General features: G+C 71.5%; 14 protein-coding genes. 5 read left to right on the top strand and 9 right to left on the bottom strand.

Features of this window, described 5'->3' with window-relative positions; all coding sequences use genetic code 11:
* Nucleotides 1–50 precede the first annotated feature (50 nt).
* Entirely contained in the window at nt 51–1,046 is a 996-nt protein-coding gene (gene trpS / locus ACIBCA_RS12390) for a tryptophan--tRNA ligase (protein ID WP_396282944.1), read from the top strand.
* Between the two features lie 23 nt (nt 1,047–1,069).
* Nucleotides 1,070–1,558, top strand: coding sequence for a 2'-5' RNA ligase family protein (locus ACIBCA_RS12395; protein WP_396282795.1), 489 nt, complete (start codon nt 1,070–1,072; stop codon nt 1,556–1,558).
* Between the two features lie 76 nt (nt 1,559–1,634).
* Here the strand turns inward: ACIBCA_RS12395 and ACIBCA_RS12400 are convergent, their stop codons facing one another.
* Both ACIBCA_RS12400 and ACIBCA_RS12405 read right to left on the bottom strand, forming a co-directional pair.
* Nucleotides 1,635–4,100: a CDP-glycerol glycerophosphotransferase family protein gene (locus tag ACIBCA_RS12400; RefSeq protein ID WP_396282796.1), complete on the bottom strand. Its 2,466-nt coding sequence runs from the start codon at nt 4,098–4,100 to the stop codon at nt 1,635–1,637.
* Between the two features lie 342 nt (nt 4,101–4,442).
* Nucleotides 4,443–8,015: a CDP-glycerol glycerophosphotransferase family protein gene (locus ACIBCA_RS12405; protein WP_396282797.1), complete on the bottom strand. Its 3,573-nt coding sequence runs from the start codon at nt 8,013–8,015 to the stop codon at nt 4,443–4,445.
* Nucleotides 8,016–8,145: 130 nt separating this feature from the next.
* Between ACIBCA_RS12405 and ACIBCA_RS12410 the strand changes: the two genes are divergently transcribed.
* Both ACIBCA_RS12410 and ACIBCA_RS12415 read left to right on the top strand, forming a co-directional pair.
* Complete coding sequence (locus ACIBCA_RS12410; protein ID WP_396282798.1) at nt 8,146–9,144, top strand: glycosyltransferase family 2 protein; 999 nt, start codon at nt 8,146–8,148, stop codon at nt 9,142–9,144.
* 112 nt (nt 9,145–9,256) lie between these two features.
* Entirely contained in the window at nt 9,257–10,153 is an 897-nt protein-coding gene (locus ACIBCA_RS12415) for a YihY/virulence factor BrkB family protein (RefSeq protein ID WP_396282799.1), read from the top strand.
* Here the strand turns inward: ACIBCA_RS12415 and ACIBCA_RS12420 are convergent.
* Nucleotides 10,150–11,331, bottom strand: a complete 1,182-nt coding sequence (locus tag ACIBCA_RS12420) for a D-alanyl-D-alanine carboxypeptidase family protein (protein ID WP_396282800.1) — start codon at nt 11,329–11,331, stop codon at nt 10,150–10,152. The genes ACIBCA_RS12415 and ACIBCA_RS12420 overlap by 4 nt on opposite strands.
* Nucleotides 11,332–11,437: 106 nt before the next feature.
* Between ACIBCA_RS12420 and ACIBCA_RS12425 the strand changes: the two genes are divergently transcribed.
* A complete protein-coding gene (locus ACIBCA_RS12425) occupies nt 11,438–11,695 on the top strand; it encodes an SCO4848 family membrane protein (protein WP_396282801.1) in 258 nt (85 codons plus the stop codon).
* 63 nt (nt 11,696–11,758) lie between these two features.
* Here ACIBCA_RS12425 and ACIBCA_RS12430 read toward each other — a convergent pair whose 3' ends face one another.
* From ACIBCA_RS12430 to ACIBCA_RS12455, 6 genes are all read right to left on the bottom strand, one after another.
* On the bottom strand, nt 11,759–12,529 hold the full coding sequence (locus ACIBCA_RS12430) for a succinate dehydrogenase iron-sulfur subunit (protein WP_396282802.1): 771 nt from the start codon (nt 12,527–12,529) through the stop codon (nt 11,759–11,761).
* Complete coding sequence (gene sdhA / locus ACIBCA_RS12435) at nt 12,529–14,271, bottom strand: succinate dehydrogenase flavoprotein subunit (protein WP_396282803.1); 1,743 nt, start codon at nt 14,269–14,271, stop codon at nt 12,529–12,531. The genes ACIBCA_RS12430 and sdhA overlap by 1 nt, the downstream gene beginning before the upstream one ends.
* Before the next feature lie 51 nt (nt 14,272–14,322).
* On the bottom strand, nt 14,323–14,820 hold the full coding sequence (sdhD, locus tag ACIBCA_RS12440) for a succinate dehydrogenase, hydrophobic membrane anchor protein (protein WP_396282804.1): 498 nt from the start codon (nt 14,818–14,820) through the stop codon (nt 14,323–14,325).
* A gap of 8 nt (nt 14,821–14,828) precedes the next feature.
* Entirely contained in the window at nt 14,829–15,209 is a 381-nt protein-coding gene (gene sdhC, locus ACIBCA_RS12445) for a succinate dehydrogenase, cytochrome b556 subunit (protein WP_396282805.1), read from the bottom strand.
* Nucleotides 15,210–15,505: 296 nt separating this feature from the next.
* Complete coding sequence (locus ACIBCA_RS12450; protein ID WP_396282806.1) at nt 15,506–15,991, bottom strand: 2-oxo-4-hydroxy-4-carboxy-5-ureidoimidazoline decarboxylase; 486 nt, start codon at nt 15,989–15,991, stop codon at nt 15,506–15,508.
* A gap of 309 nt (nt 15,992–16,300) precedes the next feature.
* On the bottom strand, nt 16,301–17,929 hold the full coding sequence (locus ACIBCA_RS12455; RefSeq protein ID WP_396282807.1) for an alpha/beta hydrolase: 1,629 nt from the start codon (nt 17,927–17,929) through the stop codon (nt 16,301–16,303).
* Nucleotides 17,930–17,957 lie beyond the last annotated feature (28 nt).

A 17,957-nucleotide genomic window follows, 5' to 3' on the forward strand; every position in this document is an offset into this window, starting at 1 on the left:
CCCGCATGGTCAACGCAGCGGTCACCGGTCCGGTCAAGGACCGTCCCCGGGTGCTCTCCGGCATCCAGCCCACCTCCGGCTCGTTCCACCTCGGCAACTACCTGGGCGCGGTGCGCCAGTGGGTCGATCTGCAGAAGGACAACGACGCCTTCTACATGGTGGTCGACCTGCACGCGATCACCGTGCCGCAGGACCCGGCGACCCTGCGCGAGAACACCCGGATCTCCACCGCGCAGCTCCTCGGCGCGGGCCTCGACCCGGAGCACTGCACCCTGTTCGTCCAGTCGCACGTGCCCGAGCACGCGCAGCTGGCCTGGGTGATGAACTGCCTCACCGGCTTCGGCGAGGCGTCCCGGATGACCCAGTTCAAGGACAAGTCCTCCCGGTACGGCGCCGACAGCACCACCGTCGGCCTGTTCACCTACCCGATCCTGCAGATCGCGGACATCCTGCTCTACCAGGCGGACGCCGTCCCGGTCGGCGAGGACCAGCGTCAGCACGTGGAGATCACCCGGGACATCGCCGAGCGCTTCAACTCGCGCTACGCCCCGGTGTTCACGATCCCGAAGCCGTACATCCTCAAGGAGACGGCCAAGATCATGGACCTCCAGGACCCGGCCATCAAGATGAGCAAGTCGGCCTCCTCGCCCAAGGGTCTGGTGAGCCTGCTGGACGAGCCGAAGGCCAGCGCCAAGAAGATCAAGAGCGCCGTCACCGACACCGGCACCGTCGTCTCCTACGACGAGGAGCAGAAGCCGGGCGTCTCCAACCTGCTGCGCATCCACTCCGCGCTCAGCGGGCAGTCGGTCGAGCAGCTGGTCGCGCACTTCGAGGGCAAGATGTACGGCGCCCTCAAGACCGAGCTGGCCGAGCTCTACACCGAGTGGGTCACCCCCTTCCAGGAGCGCACCCGCAGCTTCCTGGACGACCCGGCGGAGCTGGACCGGGTGCTCGCGATCGGCGCCGAGAAGGCCCGCGCGGTCGCCTCCGAGACGCTGGCGACGGTCTACGACCGGATCGGCTTCCTCCCGGCCGCCAAGCGGTGACTCCCCTCACCATCGGCGTGTCCGTGAGCGTCCCGGAGCCGTACGGCACGCAGCTCCAGGACGCCCGGGCCGCGCACGGCGATCCGCAGGCCCGGTCGATACCGACGCACGTGACCCTGCTGCCGCCGACGGAGGTGCCCGCCGAGCTGCTGCCCAAGATCGAGGAGCACCTGGCGGCGGTGGCGGCCGCGCACCGGCCGTTCCGGATGCTGCTGCGCGGGGCCGGCACCTTCCGCCCGGTCTCCCCGGTGGTGTTCGTCCGGGTCGAGGAGGGCGCGCAGGAGTGCCGGCTGCTGGAGGCGGACGTCCGCTCGGGCCCGCTGGCCCGCGAACTGGCCTTCCCGTACCACCCGCACGTGACGGTCGCGCACGGCCTGAGCGAGGAGGTGCTGGAGCGGGCGTACGAGCAGTCGCGCGGCTACCGGGCGTCCTTCCGGGTGCCGGGCTTCTCGCTCTCCCGGTTCGACGCGGACGAGGTCTGGCGGCCCTGGCGGGCCTACCCGTTCGGCTGAGGGCGTTCGGCTGAGCGTGTTCGGCTGAGCGTGTTCTCCCGAGCGCGTTCTCCCGAGGGCCTGACGCGCCGCAGGACTACTCGGCGGCGCTCCCGAGTTCGAGCATCCGGTCGACCACCCGGCGGGCCGCCCCGCCGTCGTCCAGCGCGCAGTGCGCGGCCCGGAAGCGGCGGTAGCGCTCGGCGTAGCCGGGCGGCAACTCGGCCTCGCCGTCCGCGAGTTCGCGCAGCGCGCCGAGCAGTTCGGCGGAGGTCGGCACCAGCGGTCCCGGGGCGTCCCGCTCGAAGTCGAAGTAGAAGCCGCGCAGGGTGTCGCGGTAGTGCTCCAGGTCGTACGTGAAGAAGTAGACCGGGCGGCCGGTGATCGCGAAGTCGAACATGATCGACGAGTAGTCGGTCACCAGGACGTCCGCGACGAGCAGCAGCTCCTGCGGGTCCGGGTAGTCCCCGCAGTCGTACAGGAAGCCGTCCCCGGCCGAGGGCAGCGGCTCGCGCACGTGCGAGTGCGGGCGGATCAGCAGCACGTGGTCCTCGCCGAGCAGGCGCCGCGCGTGCTCCACGTCCAGCTTCAGGTCGAGCCGGAAGCCCTGGCCGTCCCCGCGCTGCTGGTCCTCGCGCCAGGTCGGCGCGTACAGCACGATCCGCTTGCCCTCGGGGATGCCGAGCTTGCGGCGGACGGCCTCGGCGGTGCTCCGGTCGGCGCGGGCGAGGACGTCGCCGCGGGGGTAGCCGGACTCCAGCACCTCACCGCCGTAGTGGAAGGCGCGCCGGAGGATCGGGGTGGCGAAGGGGCTGGGGGAGAGCAGCAGGCTCCACTGCGGGGTCTCGCGGTCGAGCGCCTCCAGGTACCCGTGGTCGGACAGCCAGGAGTTCTCGACGTCGTGGGCGATGCGCTTGAGCAGCGAGCCGTGCCAGGTCTGCACGACGACCTGGCCGGGGCGGCGCTCCAGGAAGTCCGGGAAGTGCGTGTTGCCGACGAGGTAGCGGCAGGTGGCCAGCGCGCGGTACCACTCCGGGCTCCAGATCCGGACGGCGCGCACCCCGGGCGGCAGGTCGGCCTGGGCGTCGTCGACGACCCACAGGTGCTCCAACGCCTCGCCGCGGCGCACGAGTTCGGCGTGTACGGCGCGCGGGGAGTCGGCGTAGCCGCGGCCGCCGAACACGTCGTACAGCACCGCCTCGCGCACCGGTTCGCGGCGGGCGGCGGGGTAGCGCTCGGTGCGCTGGCGCCGCTGGGTGAAGGCGCTGCGCTCGGTCGCGTCGAGCACCGGGGTGGAGTCCACGAGCAGGGTGTCGGCCCAGCGGCGCTGCAGCAGGACGCGCTTGCCGCCGGCCGTGGTGGCGGCGGGCAGGGCGGGCAGCACGGCGGGGGCGGCGAGCAGCGGCCGGCCGGGGCCGGAGCCGTCGGCGGGCTCCAGGGAGACGCCCCAGACGCCCTTGCGCAGCGGCAGCGCGACGCCGTCCGAGCCGGTGCGGGTGGCGGGCACCCGGGCCAGGAAGCGGCCGTCGCCGGTGGCGGATATGGGGGTGCGGACCTCCTGGGCGAGGGAGTCGTGCCGCAGGACGAGTTCGAGGCCGTCCTCGGCCGCGCCCGGGCAGTGGCCGGCGAGCTCGAAGGCGCCGGCGCGCCCGGTGATCCGGTCGACGAAGCCGGCCGGGGGCTGGACGCACAGCTGGAGGCGCCCGTCCGCGAGGTGCTTGAGGTAGAGCGCCCGGTCCGGGGCGCCCGGCAGCGGGTGCTGGCCGGCGACCGGGCCGCCGCGCTCGTCGAGGCAGAGCTGCTCGGTGCCGCCGTCGGGGAACAGCAGCTCGGCGTCCCAGTGCTCCAGGCGGCCGGTGCCGCGCCCGTCCTCGGTGAACGGCCGGTACGGCAGGTGGACGGAGAAGGTGTTGCCGGTGCGGGCGAGGGGGCGCTCGATCACGGCCTCGCTCTCCCGGTGGCGCAGCCGCAGCACGGTGCCGGAGGGGCAGGAGTCGGCGGCGCCGCGCAGGTCGAGGCCGTCCGGGCCGGGGGCGGCCTCGGTGAGCCGGGCGCCGGGGCGTTCGAGACGCAGGGTGAGCCGGCCGTCTTGGAAGAACGGCTGGAGGCGGACGTCGCCGTCCACCCAGCGGGCCGGCGGGTACTCGCCGGAGCCGCACCAGTGCGGGGCGAGGGTGCCGTAGCGGCGGCGCAGCCGGGCGGGGGCGGGGCGGGTGAACAGAGTGGTCTCGATCCGCCAGTCGCCGAGCAGCCACCGGCCGTCGCGGCGCAGCCGGGTGGGCTCGACGAGCGCGGTGAAGCCGGACCAGTCGTGGTTGAACGCGGACTGGGCGCTGTCGTCCGTGACTTCGGGCATCCTGCGCGGTCTCGACCGCAGGTGGACGGGCGGTCGTGAGGGGTCCCGGTGGCGCAGGGTCAGCCAGGTCCAGGCGGAGCCGGGGCGGCCGGTGTCGAGGTCCGCGGGCCGGGCGAAGCCGGTGAGCTCCAGGCCCCGGGCGTGCCAGCGGGCGCGCAGCAGGCCGAAGGCCACGTCCTCGTCCGCGGCGGGCCGGTCGGTGGTCACACGGGGTACGGCATGGGGGAGGACGAACCGTGTGAGCACAGGCATGGTGGGGATGGCCCTTCGGGGAACGGGACTCCCGGTCATGGCGGTGTACCGGGAGCGTGGCCGACGATCCGTTCTGCTCAGGGGGGTCGGGGCCGATCTCACATCCCATACCTCGGCGACGTTCCCGGTCAACCGTACGGAGCGTCGAATTTCGCCGAAGATTCGCTCGCCAATCACCGGCCGGAGGGCAAAGCGGACGCAAAGGTCGTAAACGTAGTGTGATTTCTCTCAGTCGATTCCCAGGAATTGCCGGGGGCGCCCGCACCGGTGGTGTCGGGCGCCCCGGAAAAGCCCTCGCTACTCCTGGCGGAGCATGGCCTCGACCACGCGGGCCGAGGCGTTTCCGTCGTCCAGGTCGCAGTACGCCTCGCGGAAAGCGGCCGCCTTGTCGGCGTACTCGGCCGCGACCTCGTCGATCCGGCCGAGCGCCTTCACCAGGTCCTCCGAGGTGGCCAGCAGCGGGCCGGGCGCCTCGGCCTCGAAGTTCAGGCTGAATCCGCGCAGGTTGTCCCGGTAGTGCTCCAGGTCGTACGTGAAGAACAGCAGCGGCTTGCCGGTCGAGGCGAAGTCGAACACGCTCGCCGAGTAGTCGGTCACCAGCACGTCGGCGATCAGCAGCAGCTCCGCCATGTCGGGGTAGCTGCCGACGTCCCAGACGTAGCCGTTGCCGGCGTCGGGGATCTGCCCGCACATCAGGTGGTGGCGGCGCACCAGCAGCACCTGGTCCTCGCCGAGCGCCGCCCGGGCCGCCTCCAGGTCGATCCGCAGGTCGATCTGGTAGCCGCCGTTCGGTCGGCGCCGGTCCTCGCGCCAGGTCGGTGCGTAGAGCACGACCTTCTTGCCCTCGGGCAGGCCCAGCCGCTCGCGGACCTGCTCGGCGGTCTTCTCCCGGTCGGCCGCGAACAGCAGGTCGTTGCGGGGCGAACCGCTCTCGACGATCTCGCCGCGGTAGTCGAAGGCGCGCCGCAGCACCGGGGCCGACCAGCTGTTGCCGGCCACCAGCAGGTTCCAGTGCTGGACCTCGCGGGCGAGGCCCTTCAGGTAGTTCGAGTCGGTGAACCAGACCTTCTCGAAGTCGAAGCCGACCTGCTTGAGCGGGCTGCCCTGCCAGGTCTGCACGACCACCTGGCCGGGGCGGCGGACGAAGAACTCGGGCAGGTGGGTGCTGGTGACGATGTACTTGGCGGTGGCCAGCGCCTCGAACCACTCCGGGCTCCACATGCGCACGGAGCGCGCGGTGCCCGGCAGGTCCGCCTGCATGTCGTCGCTGCTCCACAGGTGCTCCAGGGGCAGGCCGCGGCGGACCAGCTCCTCGTGGACGGCGCGCGGGGAGTCCCCGTACCGGCTGATCTCGCCGACGTGGTACAGCACGGCGTCGCGCACCGGCTTGCGGCGGGCGGCCGGGTAGTCGACGGTGCGCTCCTGGCGCTGGCGGTAGCCGGCCCGCTCCTCGGGCAGCAGCACCGCGTGGGACTCCAGCGACAGGCCGTCGTGGCGGCGGCGCTCCAGCGCGATGCGCTTGCCGCGCGACTCCACCTCCAGCGGCAGCGTGCCGAAGCAGCCGGGGCCGAGCAGCGCGGAGGCGTCGGGCAGTGCCTCGGCCGTCGAGCCGACCGGGCGGAAGTAGACGTTCCAGGTGCCCTTGGTCAGCGGCACCCGCCCGGCGAAGGAGGCGGTCGGCACGGCGGGCAGCGCGGTGCGGAACCGGCCGTCCGCGATCTCCACGGGGTAGACGTGCTCCTCCTCGCGCCAGTGGTGGCGGACCACCAGCTCCCAGCGGTGCGCGCCGGGCAGCGGGAACGAGCCGCTGAGCAGGAAGCCGTCCTCGCCGCGCGCGGAGACCTCGTCCACCACCGGCTGGAGCACCTGGTCGACCAGCTGCAGGTGGCCGCCGGGGGAGGGCTTGGAGTACAGCGCCCGGCGCAGGTCGGTCGGGGCGCCCGGGTTCAGCGGCAGGTGCAGCTGCTCGGGCGCGTTGCGCTCGTCCCAGGCGATCTGGATCGTCCCGCCGTCGGCCGGCTCCAGGACGGCGTCCCAGCGGTCGCGGCTGCGCTCGCCGGCCACCGGGTCCAGCTCGGCCCAGGCCTCGCGCACGGCCGTCAGCTCGGCGATCGGGACGTCCACGGTGAACGGCTGCAGCGAGCCGGCCGGCACGCCCAGCTCCAGCGGGAAGGACACGTGGCGGTCCGACTCCACGTGGGTCAGCCGCAGCCGGCCCCCGGCGAAGCTCGGGCCGGAGCGGGCCGTGCCGGAGATCTCCAGCCGGTCGTTGCGGGCGGTCAGGCCCGTCACCCGGGCTCCGACGGTCTCCACCCGCAGGTGCACGTGGTTGTCCCGCACCCACGGGGTGATCCGCACATCCGGCTCGACCCAGTGCGAGGGGAGGTGCTCGGCGCTGTCGCTCCAGCCCGCCGAGATCCGGCCCTTGTACACCCCGCCCTTGCCCGCGCCGGCCACCAGGACGCGCCAGTGGCCGTCCTTCCACTGGCCGCGGCTGCGGAGCTTCTTCGGGTCGATCGCGACGCTGAAGCCGGACCAGTCGCAGGTGTACAGGTCGTGGTTGCAGCTGGCGGTGGCCTCGGGGCTGTACGTGGTCTTCATCGGCACCGCGATCACCCGGCGGCCGTTGGTCTCCCGCAGCACCAGCGTGCGCACCATGTCGTGCTTGCCGGCCGCGCCCAGCTGCTCCGGGTACGCGTGCCCGGTCAGCTCCAGCTTCCCGCCCACCCAGGCGCTGCCGTACAGCCGGCTGCGCATGACCAGCGAGTTGTCCAGCTTGAGCACCCCGGCCGGCACGCTGCGGCGCCCGCCGCGCAGGAACGGGTAGTCGGCGTACGGCCGCAGCAGGCCGCGGGCCTGCACGCCGCCGCCGCTCTCGCCCTCGTACCGGATCTGCTCGACCAGCTCGTCGATGCGGCCCTGCAGGGTCAGGTGGTACTTCAGCCGCAGCGGCGCGCGCAGCTTGCGGACCTGCTCGGGGCCGATGGCGCGCAGCAGCCGGCTGACGTTCTGGAGGTAGGCGTCCCGGTACTCCTTGTCGCCGTCCACGACGGACCAGAAGAACATCGGGATCTCCTCGACGAGGGTGTTCTCGTCGTAGGAGCGCAGGTACTCGGCGAAGCGCGGCTCGGTCCGGTTGCGCAGCCAGGCGCGGACCAGCTCGACCGAGGCGACCCGGTCGACCAGGCCCTTCGGGTTGGTGCGCATCTGTGTGATCGACATCTCGCCGACCTCGCGCTCGCGCCAGTGGTAGATCGGCTCGGACAGCACGTCCACGCTCGCGGCGAGGTAGTGGTGCGGCACGCTGACCGGCGCGTCCTCGTAGAGGATGCCCTCGGGGTACAGGATGTCGGCGGCGTCGAAGAAGGACCGGCGGTACATCTTGTTCCAGGCGGTGCGGTCGGTGACCAGCGCCGGGATCTCCGTGATGTGGGTCTTGAGCCTGGTCTCCTTGAACGGCTTCAGGTGCCCGCCGGACTGGTAGTAGCCCACCGCGCGGAACCGCAGCACGTTGCCGGTGCAGAAGTCGGAGCCGGTCTCGTCGAGCGTGTTGATCATCAGCTCGTACGCGCTCGGCGGCATCGAGTCGTCGCTGTCCACGAAGCACAGGAACTGCGAGTCCGGGTCGATGTGCCGGATGCCGGTGTTGCGGGCCGCCCCCAGGCCCTTGTTGACCTGCCGGACCAGGCGGAACCGGGAGTCCTTCGCCGCGTACGCCTCCGCGAGCGCCGCACTGCCGTCCTTCGAACCGTCGTCGACCATGACGCACTCGAAGTCCGTGAAGGTCTGGGCGGCGATCGAGTCGAGGCATTCGACGAGGTAGCGCTCGACGTTGTAGATCGGAACGACGATGGAGAGGCGGGGAGCCATCGGCTACGCGGCCTTTCTCTGGAGGAGCGGAGCCGCCCGGGGACGGGCCTGACCGCACGGGGATCGGTGCGTTTTGCCCCCGATCCTACCTAAGCGCCAGGCCCCGGCCCGGGCCCACTACGCTGGGCCCGTGCCCCGTTTCAGCGTCATCGTGCCCGTGTACCAGGTCCAGGACTACCTGATCGAGTGTCTCGACTCGGTCCTCGGACAGGACGGCCCGAGCCTGGAACTCATCGCCGTGGACGACCGTTCCCCGGACGGCTGCGGCGCCCTCCTCGACGGGGCCGCCGCCGCGGACCCGCGTGTGACGGTGCTGCACCTGCCCGAGAACGTGGGCCTCGGCCGCGCCCGCAACGCGGGCCTGGAGGTCGCCACCGGCGACTACGTCGTCTTCCTCGACAGCGACGACACCCTCACCCCCGGCCTGCTCAGGAGCATCGACGACCGCCTGCGCGCCACCGGCGACCCGGACGTCCTCGTCTACGACTACGCCCGCACCTACGCCGACGGCCGGATCACCCGCGCCGCCTCCGCCCACGTCTTCGGCGCCCCCTCCCCGGACGTCTTCGACCTCGCCGCCCGCCCCGACCTGCTCGACCTGCTCCAGGTCGTCTGGAACAAGGCGTACCGCCGGGACTTCGTCACCGAGCAGCGGCTGGTCTTCCCGGCCGGCTACTACGAGGACACCCCCTGGACGTACCCGGCGCTGCTCGCCGCCGGGAGCATCACCCTCCTCGACGAGATCGGCGTGCACTACCGCCAGCGCCAGGAGGGCGGAAACATCCTCGCCACCGCCGGCCGCAAGCACTTCGACGTCTTCGCCCAGTACGACCTGGTCTTCGCCTTCCTCGACCGCCGCCCCGACCTCGACCACTGGCGCCCGGTCGTCTACGGCAAGATGCTGCACCACCTCAACACCGTCGTCGCCAAGCCCGGCCGCGTCCCCGCCGGCGACCGCCGCGAGTACTTCCGCCGCGCCGCCGAGCACTGCGCCCGCCTGCGCCCGGCCGGCTACCGCCCGCCCGCCGGCGTCGAGGGCGTGCGCCTCGAACTGCTCGGCCACGGCCGCTACGGCGCCTACCAGGCCGTCCGCGCCCTGGCCGGGGCCCGCCGCCTGGTCCGGCGCTGACGGTCCTTTCCCCGGTCCGACGCCGACGGCCGTTCGCCGGTCCGGCTCTGACGGCCCTTGGACGGTGCGCCGCTGACGGCCGTTCGGGGGACGCATTGGTATAACCGGTCGGGTGGACTTCCTCACCCGCCTGCCGGTCCTCGGCCCGCTCGTCACCCGGGCGCTGCACAGCCGCCCCTACCGGGCCTACGAGTGCTTCACCGCCGCCCGGGGCAACCGGCTGGCCGGAGCCGTCACCTTCTTCGGCTTCCTCGCCCTGTTCCCGCTGCTGACCGTCGCCCTGGCGATCGCCGTCGCCACCTTCGACAACGCCCGGGTCGACGACCTCCAGCGCCGCATCTCCGACCAGCTGCCCGGCCTGTCCGACTCCCTCAACCTGCCCTCCCTGGTCGCCAACGCCGGCACCATCGGCCTGGTCGGCGGCGCCCTGCTGCTCGTCTCCGGCCTCGGCTGGGTCGACACCATGCGCACCTCCGTCCGGGACGTCTGGCAACTGCCCGACGACGACGGCAACGTGGTGGTGCGCAAGCTCTGGGACTGCCTGGTGCTGGCCGGCCTCGGCGCGGTGTCGCTGCTCTCCATGGGCCTGTTCACCGTCGGGACGACGGCCGCCGGCTGGGTCGCCGACCACACCGGCTGGCACAACGGCTACGTGCTCACCGTGTTCGGCCTGCTGCTCGCCGTCGCCTGCGACACCGTGCTCTTCGCCTACCTGCTGGGCCCCTTCCCCGGGATCACCGACCAGGCCCGCCGCCCCCTCCTCCAGGGCGCGCTGATCGGCGCGGCCGGCTTCGAGGTGCTGAAGCTGGCGCTCGCCTCCTACCTCGGCTCCGTCGCCGGCCGCAGCCTGTACGGGGCCTTCGCCACCCCGGTGGCGCTGCTGCTGTGGATCAACTTCGTCTGCCGCCTGCTGATGTACTGCGTCGCCTGGACGGCCACGGCGGACCCGGAAGCGGCCCTGGAACGCACCCGCGCCCACGGCCGCGCCCTGATCGAGTCCGCTTCCTAAACCTTCCTGCTCCGCCGCCGCAGCACCAGCCCGCCGTACGCGACCGCGCCGCCCGCCGCGGCCACCACCAGCCAGCCCGCGAGCCCCAGGCCCCCGTCGTCGCCCCCGGCCGCCGCCTTCGCCGTCGCGGCGCTCGGCGAGGGGTGCGGCGGCGGCGCGGGGGTGGCCTTGTCCTCGGCGGGCCCGCCGCCGGGCGGCAGCTCGTCGACCAGCTTCCCGACCGGCTTCACCTTGCCCGCCGCGGCGAACCCCCAGTCCAGCAGCGCGGCCGTCTCGTCGTACACCTTCTGGTAGCTCGCCGGGTGCATCACGGTGACCAGCAGGGTGCGCCCGTCGCGCTCGGCGGCGCCGACGAAGGTCGAGCCGGCGTTCGTGGTGGTGCCGTTCTTCACCCCGATCAGGCCCGGGTACTTGCCCAGCAGCCGGTCGGTGTTGGCGATCCCGAAGCTGCCGCGCTGACCGGTCTTCGGGTCGACGGCCCCCGGGAACATCGCGTCCTTGGTGGCGCAGTACATCCGGAAGTCCGGGTTGCGCAGGCCGGAGCGGGCGAACAGCGACAGGTCGTACGCCGAGGAGAGCTGCCCGTCCATGTCGTAGCCGTCCGGGGAGATCACCTTCGTGTCCCGCGCCTGCAGCGCGTCCGCGCGGGCCTGCATCTCGGCGACGGTCTGCGGCACACCGCCGTTCATGTGCGCCAGGACGTGCACGGCGTCGTTGCCCGAGCTCAGGAACACCCCGCGCCACAGGTCCTCGACCCGGTAGTCCAGGTTCTCCTTGATGCCGACCAGGCTGCTCCCGGCACCGAGGCCGCTGATCTCCGCGTCGGCGACCTTGTGCACGGCGTTGCGGTCGAACTTGGGCAGCACGGTGTCCGCGAAGAGGATCTTGAGCGTGCTCGCCGGAGGCAGCCGCAGATGCGGGTTGTAGGACGCCAGCACATCGCCCGTGGCGGCGTCGGAGACTATCCAGGACTGCGCGGTCAGCCCCCCGGGCAGCGCCGGCGCACCCGCCTGCGGATCGACCTGCACCCCGGCCCCCGCGAGCCGCTCCCCGCCGATCACCGCCTGCGGCGGCGGCTCGAACGGCGCCGCGACGGCCGCCGGGGCGCAGAGCAGGACGGGCAGCGCCACGGCGAGGGCGGCGCACAGCTGAGTGAGGGACTGACGGCGTGTCGGCACCAGCAGACCGTACCCAGTGAAGCCGACCCCCGTCCCCACCAGGTCCCCGGTCCTCCGCAGGAGGGCCCCGCCCTACGCCGTTCGGAGGCCCCCGCATACTGGACCGATGAAGCTCAGCCGTCGCGCCTCCTGGTTCCTGACCGCCTTCGGGGTCTGGTCGATCATCATCTGGACCACCTTCGTCAAGAACCTCTGGAAGGACTCCGGCGGCCAGGCCTTCACCGACGGCGACCACTCCCGGCCCACCGCCTTCTTCTGGATCCACCTCCTCCTCGCCGTCACCTCCGCCCTCCTCGGCATCGCCGTGGGCACCCTCGGCCTGCGCGGCCTCCGCGCCACCCGCCGCACCCCGGCCACCGACTGAGAACGCCGCAGGCCCCCCGTCCGGTGGGACGGGGGGCCTGCGTACGTGTCGGGCGCGGGAAGGTCAGAAGCGGCGGGTGACCAGGGCGCGCTTGACCTCCTGGATGGCCTTGGTGACCTCGATGCCGCGGGGGCACGCCTCGGAGCAGTTGAAGGTGGTGCGGCAGCGCCACACGCCCTCGCGGTCGTTGAGGATCTCCAGGCGCTGCTCGCCGCCCTCGTCGCGCGAGTCGAAGATGAAGCGGTGCGCGTTGACGATGGCGGCCGGGCCGAAGTACTGGCCGTCGTTCCAGAAGACCGGGCAGGACGACGTGCACGCGGCGCACAGGATGCACTTGGTGGTGTCGTCGAAGCGCTCGCGGTCCTCGGCGGACTGCAGTCGCTCGCGGGTCGGCTCGTTCCCCTTGGTGATGAGGAACGGCATGACGTCCTTGTACGCCTGGAAGAACGGGTCCATGTCCACGATCAGGTCCTTGAGGACCGTCAGGCCCTTGATGGCCTCGATCGTGATCGGCTTCTCCGGGTCGACGTCCTTGATCAGGGTCTTGCACGCCAGCCGGTTGCGGCCGTTGATCCGCATGGCGTCGGAGCCGCAGATGCCGTGGGCGCAGGAACGGCGGTAGGTCAGGGTGCCGTCCTGCTCCCACTTGATCTTGTTGAGCGCGTCGAGGACGCGCTCCTTCGGGTCCATCGTCAGCTGGTAGTCCACCCACACCGGCTCCGGGTGCTCCTCCGGGTTGAACCGGCGGATGCGGAAGGTGACGGTGATCGGCTGGACGGCTCCGGCCTCGACCGCGTCCAGAGCGGCCGAGTGCTCCACAGTCGGAGTGCTCATCAGTACTTACGCTCCATCGGCTGGTAGCGGGTCGTGACGACCGGCTTGTAGTCGAGGCGGATGGAGGTGGCGCCCTCGGCGTCGACCTCCTGGTACGCCATGGTGTGCTGCATGAACTTCACGTCGTCACGCGTCGGGAAGTCCTCGCGGTAGTGGCCGCCGCGGGACTCCTCACGGGCCAGCGCGGAGACGGCCAGCACCTCGGCCAGGTCGAGCAGGTTGCCCAGCTCGACGGCCTCCAGGAGGTCCGTGTTGTAGCGGAAGCCCTTGTCCTGGATGGAGACGTTCTTGTAGCGCTCCTTCAGCGCGGCGATGTCCTCGACCGCCTGCTTCAGGGTGGCGCCGGTGCGGTACACCATCGCGTTGGCGTCCATGGTCTCCTGCAGCTCCTTGCGGATCTGCCCCACGGACTCGGTGCCGGTGGACTCGCGCAGGCCGTCGACGAGCGCCTGCACCTTCTCCTCCGGGTTCCCCGGCAGCTCGACGAACTCGTGCGCGTTGGCGTAGTCGGCGGCGGCGATGCCCGCGCGACGGCCGAACACGTTGATGTCGAGCAGGGAGTTGGTGCCCAGACGGTTGGCGCCGTGCACGGACACGCAGGCGACCTCGCCGGCCGCGTACAGGCCCGGGACGATGTCCGTGTTGTTGCGCAGGACCTCACCCTCGACGTTGGTCGGGATGCCGCCCATGGCGTAGTGCGCGGTGGGCTGGATCGGGATCGGGTCCGTGTAGGGCTCGATGCCGAGGTAGGTGCGCGCGAACTCGGTGATGTCCGGGAGCTTGGCGTCCAGCTGCTCCGGCGGCAGGTGGGTGAGGTCCAGGTAGACGTGGTCGCCGTCCGGACCGCAGCCGCGGCCTTCGCGGATCTCGGTGTAGATCGCGCGGGAGCAGACGTCACGGGACGCGAGGTCCTTCATGACGGGGGCGTAGCGCTCCATGAAGCGCTCGCCGTCCTTGTTGCGCAGGATGCCGCCCTCGCCGCGGGCGCCCTCGGTGAGGAGGATGCCCATGCGCCAGATGCCGGTCGGGTGGAACTGGAAGAACTCCATGTCCTCCAGCGGCAGGCCGCGGCGGTAGACCAGGGCCTGGCCGTCACCGGTGAGGGTGTGGGCGTTGGAGGAGACCTTGAAGAACTTGCCGGTGCCGCCGGAGGCGAACACGACGGACTTGGCCTGGAAGACGTGGATCTCGCCGGTGGCCAGCTCGTAGGCGACGACGCCGGCCGTCTTGCCCTCGTTGATCAGCAGGTCCAGGACGTAGAACTCGTTGAAGAACTCGACGCCGTGCTTGACGCAGTTCTGGAACAGCGTCTGGAGGATCATGTGACCGGTGCGGTCGGCCGCGTAGCACGAGCGGCGGACCGGGGCCTCGCCGTGGTTGCGGGAGTGGCCGCCGAAGCGGCGCTGGTCGATGCGGCCCTGCTCGGTGCGGGAGAAGGGCAGGCCCATCTTCTCCAGGTCGAGGACGGCGTCGATGGCCTCCTTGCACATGATCTCGGCGGCGTCCTGGTCGACCAGGTAGTCACCGCCCTTGACCGTGTCGAAGGTGTGCCACTCCCAGTTGTCCTCCTCGACGTTGGCCAGGGCGGCGCACATGCCGCCCTGGGCCGCGCCGGTGTGGGACCGGGTCGGGTAGAGCTTGGTCAGGACGGCGGTGCGGCTGCGCTGCGTCGACTCGATGGCCGCGCGCATGCCGGCGCCGCCGGCGCCGACGATGACGGTGTCGTACTGGTGAATCTGCATGGGGGGTTAACTCGCCTCTGGCCTCTGCCGGTGGTCGATGGTGCTCGCGGCTCAGATGTTGGGGTCGAAGGTGAAGATCACCAGGGTGCCCAGCAGCACGGTGAAGACCGTGGCGGTACCCATGAGCCCCTTGAGCCAGAGCCGGGTCGAGTCCTTCTCGGCGTAGTCGTTGATGACCTGCCGCATGCCGTTGGCGCCGTGCAGCATGGCGAGCCAGAGCATCAGGAGGTCCCAGCCCTGCCAGAACGGCGAGGCCCAGCGACCGGCGACGAAGGCGAACCCGATCTTGGAGACGCCACCGTCCATGATCAGCATGATGAACAGGTGGCCGAGGATCAGCGCGACCAGGACGACACCGGACAGGCGCATGAAGAGCCAGGCCAGCATCTCGAAGTTGGTGCGGGTGCGACGCGGCGTCTTGCCCGTCCGCTTGCGCGGCGGCTCGATGACGAAGGCGTCGGCGGGGTTGCCCGTGCCGAGGCCCTTGCCGGTGTGCGCCTGCTTGGAGGGGACGTCGATCGCGTCGGAGTACGTGTATTCCGTGGACATCAGTCAGCTCACTTCCCGAACCAGTCGATCAGGGTGTGCTGCAGGATGCCGTAGAAGGACCCGGCCATCATGACGACCCAGATCCCCATGACGGTCCACAGCATCTGCTTCTGGTACTTCGGGCCCTTCGACCAGAAGTCCACGGCGACGACGCGCAGGCCGTTGAGGGCGTGGAACAGGATGGCGGCCACGAGGCCGTACTCCATCAAGTTCACGAGGGGAGTCTTGTACGTCTGGATGACGGTGTCGTAGGACTCCGGCGACACTCGCACCAGGGCGGTGTCCAGGACGTGGGCGAACAGGAAGAAGAAGATGAGGACGCCGGTGACTCGATGAGCCACCCAGCTCCACATGCCTTCCCGGCCGCGGTACAGCGTTCCAGCCGGCACGGAAAAACCCTCCGGAAGCGATTGGGGGCTCGGCCGGCTTCGGTGTCGGTCAGCCCGGCCGGGTACGGTCCACCGGCCGCCAGCATCCTATCGGCGCGTTATCGCTCGTCGCCTCCGGGGCCCCCGGGTGTGATCAATCAGGCACTTCTGGCCTAGTGGGGCGGGAACAAGCGGGCTTTTCGCCACACAGAGTGAACGCACGACCGCGCCGCGGTGACAGAGGGTCTGTCACCGCGGCGCGGAGGGGTGCCGGGCATCCGAGGGGCATCTGAGGAGCGGTGAGGTCTGGCACGGACTCAGCGGGCCGCGGCCTCCGAATGGGTGGCGACCAGGTGCTCCAGACGGGTGAGCGCGATCCGCCGGAGCTCGTCGGCCGCGATCAGCCGCTCCTCGTCGGGGTCGTTCGCCAGCCGGGTGCGGATGGAGGAGAGCACCGCGTCGAGCATCTCCTCCGGCTCCACCCCGTCGAGGCAGACGACGAAGACGTGGCCGAACCGCGCCTCGTACGCGGCGTGCGCCGCCCGCAGCGCGGTGTGCGCGGCCTGGCTGCCGGGCGCCCGCATGCCGAGGAGGGGCTGGGGCATCCAGCTCTCGTCGGCGAGCGCCTCGGTCAGGTCGGCGTGGCGCAGGTCGTACGAGGCTTCGCTGGCGGCGGCCAGCAGGGACTCTATGTCGGGGTACGGGCGGTGGGCGGCGAGCCGCAGGGCCCAGCGGTGGCTGCCGCAGCAGGCCAGGAGGGCCTCCTCGGCGGCGCCGTCGTCGGCCTCGTTGAAGCGGTGCAACCCGAGGAGGGTCGGCTCGGAAATGGGATCGAGCCGCTGTGGCGGGATGTCGCTGGCCAGCGGGTCCTCCTCGTGAGGGCGGGAAGGTGCCGGTGAAGGGGGGTGGTGGAGCAGGTGAAGTATGGGGGCCTCGGGCGGCCGTCTGGGCCGGTCGGGCGGTTCCTCCAAGGTAGTTGAGCGGTCATCAGTTGGGGAGGGCGCACGCCGAATTCATCCGGACGAGCTATCAAGTTGTGACGTTGACACCGGTTCGTCAGCTTCATCGGCTTCGTCGGCTTCGTCGGTACGGCCCTCCCCGGCGGGGAGGTGCTACTCGCAGCGGGTGCCCGCGGCGGGCATGGTGCCCTCGGTCAGGTAGGCGGCCATGGCTTTGTCGATGCAGGCGTTGCCCTGACCGAAGGCGGCGTGGCCCTCGCCGACGCGGGTCAGCAGGGTGGCGTTGGCGAAGCCCTTGGCCAGGGACTCGGCCGAGGCGTACGGCGTGGCCGGGTCACCGGTGGTGCCGACGACCAGGATCGGCGCGGCGCCCTCGGCGCGGATGGGGTGCGGCTTCTCCGTGGTCTGGAACGGCCAGTGGGCGCAGCCCGCCTCGGCGTAGTCGTCCGCGGTGACGCCCTTGGACAGCAGCGGCGCCTCGGCGAGCAGCCGGCTGGCGGCCGCGGCGGCGCGCTCGGGGGTCGCGGCCGGGCGGTTGGCGTCCGCGCAGCGGATCGCGCCGTTGGCCTCGTCCATCGGGCTGTAGTGGCCGTCCTCGTCGCGGCCGTTGTACTGGTCGGCGAAGGCCAGCAGCATGTCGCCCTTGCCGCGGACCATGGCCCAGCCGAGGGCGTTGCGCAGGTACTCCCAGCTCTTGGTGTCGCCGTAGAGCATCGAGATGACGCCGGTCCACGCCTGGTCGCGGCCGAGCTTGCGGCCGTCCTTGGTGGTGATCGGGTTGTCGTGGAGGCCGTCGAGGAAGTCGGCGGCCTTTTTGGCGGCCTTGTCCTTGTCCTTGCCGAGGGAGCACTGGTCGCCGTGGTTCTCCACGCAGTCGGCGGCGAAGCGCTCGAAGGACTTCTCGAAGCCGACCTGCTGGTCGATGCCGTGGTCCAGGGAGTCCTGGGAGGGGTCGACGGCTCCGTCGAGGATCAGCCGGCCGGTGTTCTTCGGGAACTCCTCGGCGTAGACGGAGCCGAGGTAGGTGCCGTAGGAGACGCCGAGGTAGTTGAGCTTCTTGTCGCCGACGACGGCGCGCAGCACGTCGAGGTCGCGGGCGGTGTTACGGGTGCCGACGAAGGGCAGCAGCTTGCCGGACTTGGCCTGGCAGGCGGCGGCGTGGTCGACGGACAGCTTGGCGCGCTCGGCCTTGCGGGTGGCCGGGTCGAGCGGGGCGTCCTGGTCGTTGAGGGCGTCGTGCTGCTTGTCGTCGTAGCAGACGACGGGCGAGCTCGCGCCGGTGCCGCGGGGGTCGAAGCCGATCACGTCGAAGCGGTCGTGCAGGGGGCCGGCGAAGTCCTTGGCGCCGAACTCGACCATCTCGACGCCGGAGCCGCCGGGGCCGCCCGGGTTGACCATCAGGGAGCCGACCCGCTGGTCCGCCTTGGCGGCGGGGTGCTTGATCAGGGCGAGGTCGATGGCGTCGGTGGCGGGGTTGGCGTAGTCGAGCGGGACGTGCAGCTTGCCGCACATCATGCCGGTGGTGTCGACCTTGGCCTTCTCGGCCTTGGGGTCGGCCGGGCACGGGGTCCAGGCGATCTGCTGGCCGTAGAAGGGCTTGAGCGCGGGGTCGGCCTCGCCGGTGGGCTTGGGCGTCGGGGTGGCCGCGGTGCTCGCGGCGGTGGTGCCGGCCTGCTCCTGGGAGGGCGCGGACTTGCCGTCGCAGGCGGTGGCGAGGAGCAGGGTGCCTGCCGCCAGGGCGGTCAGCAGGACGCGTGGGCGGGCGGCCCGGTAGATCTTCATCGCACGTGTGTACCACTGGTGGGTGACA

The organism is Kitasatospora sp. NPDC051170 (genome assembly GCF_044455705.1).
GTDB lineage: Bacteria > Actinomycetota > Actinomycetes > Streptomycetales > Streptomycetaceae > Kitasatospora.

Bases quoted from the DNA above. Each gene is read 5' to 3' on its own strand.
- ACIBCA_RS12405 (WP_396282797.1), bottom strand. From the start codon at position 8,015: ATGGCTCCCCGCCTCTCCATCGTCGTTCCGATCTACAACGTCGAGCGC.
- ACIBCA_RS12425 (WP_396282801.1), top strand. From the start codon at position 11,438: ATGAAGCTCAGCCGTCGCGCCTCCTGGTTCCTGACCGCCTTCGGGGTC.
- ACIBCA_RS12430 (WP_396282802.1), bottom strand. From the start codon at position 12,529: ATGAGCACTCCGACTGTGGAGCACTCGGCCGCTCTGGACGCGGTCGAG.
- sdhA (WP_396282803.1), bottom strand. From the start codon at position 14,271: ATGCAGATTCACCAGTACGACACCGTCATCGTCGGCGCCGGCGGCGCC.
- sdhD (WP_396282804.1), bottom strand. From the start codon at position 14,820: ATGTCCACGGAATACACGTACTCCGACGCGATCGACGTCCCCTCCAAG.
- ACIBCA_RS12455 (WP_396282807.1), bottom strand. From the start codon at position 17,929: ATGAAGATCTACCGGGCCGCCCGCCCACGCGTCCTGCTGACCGCCCTG.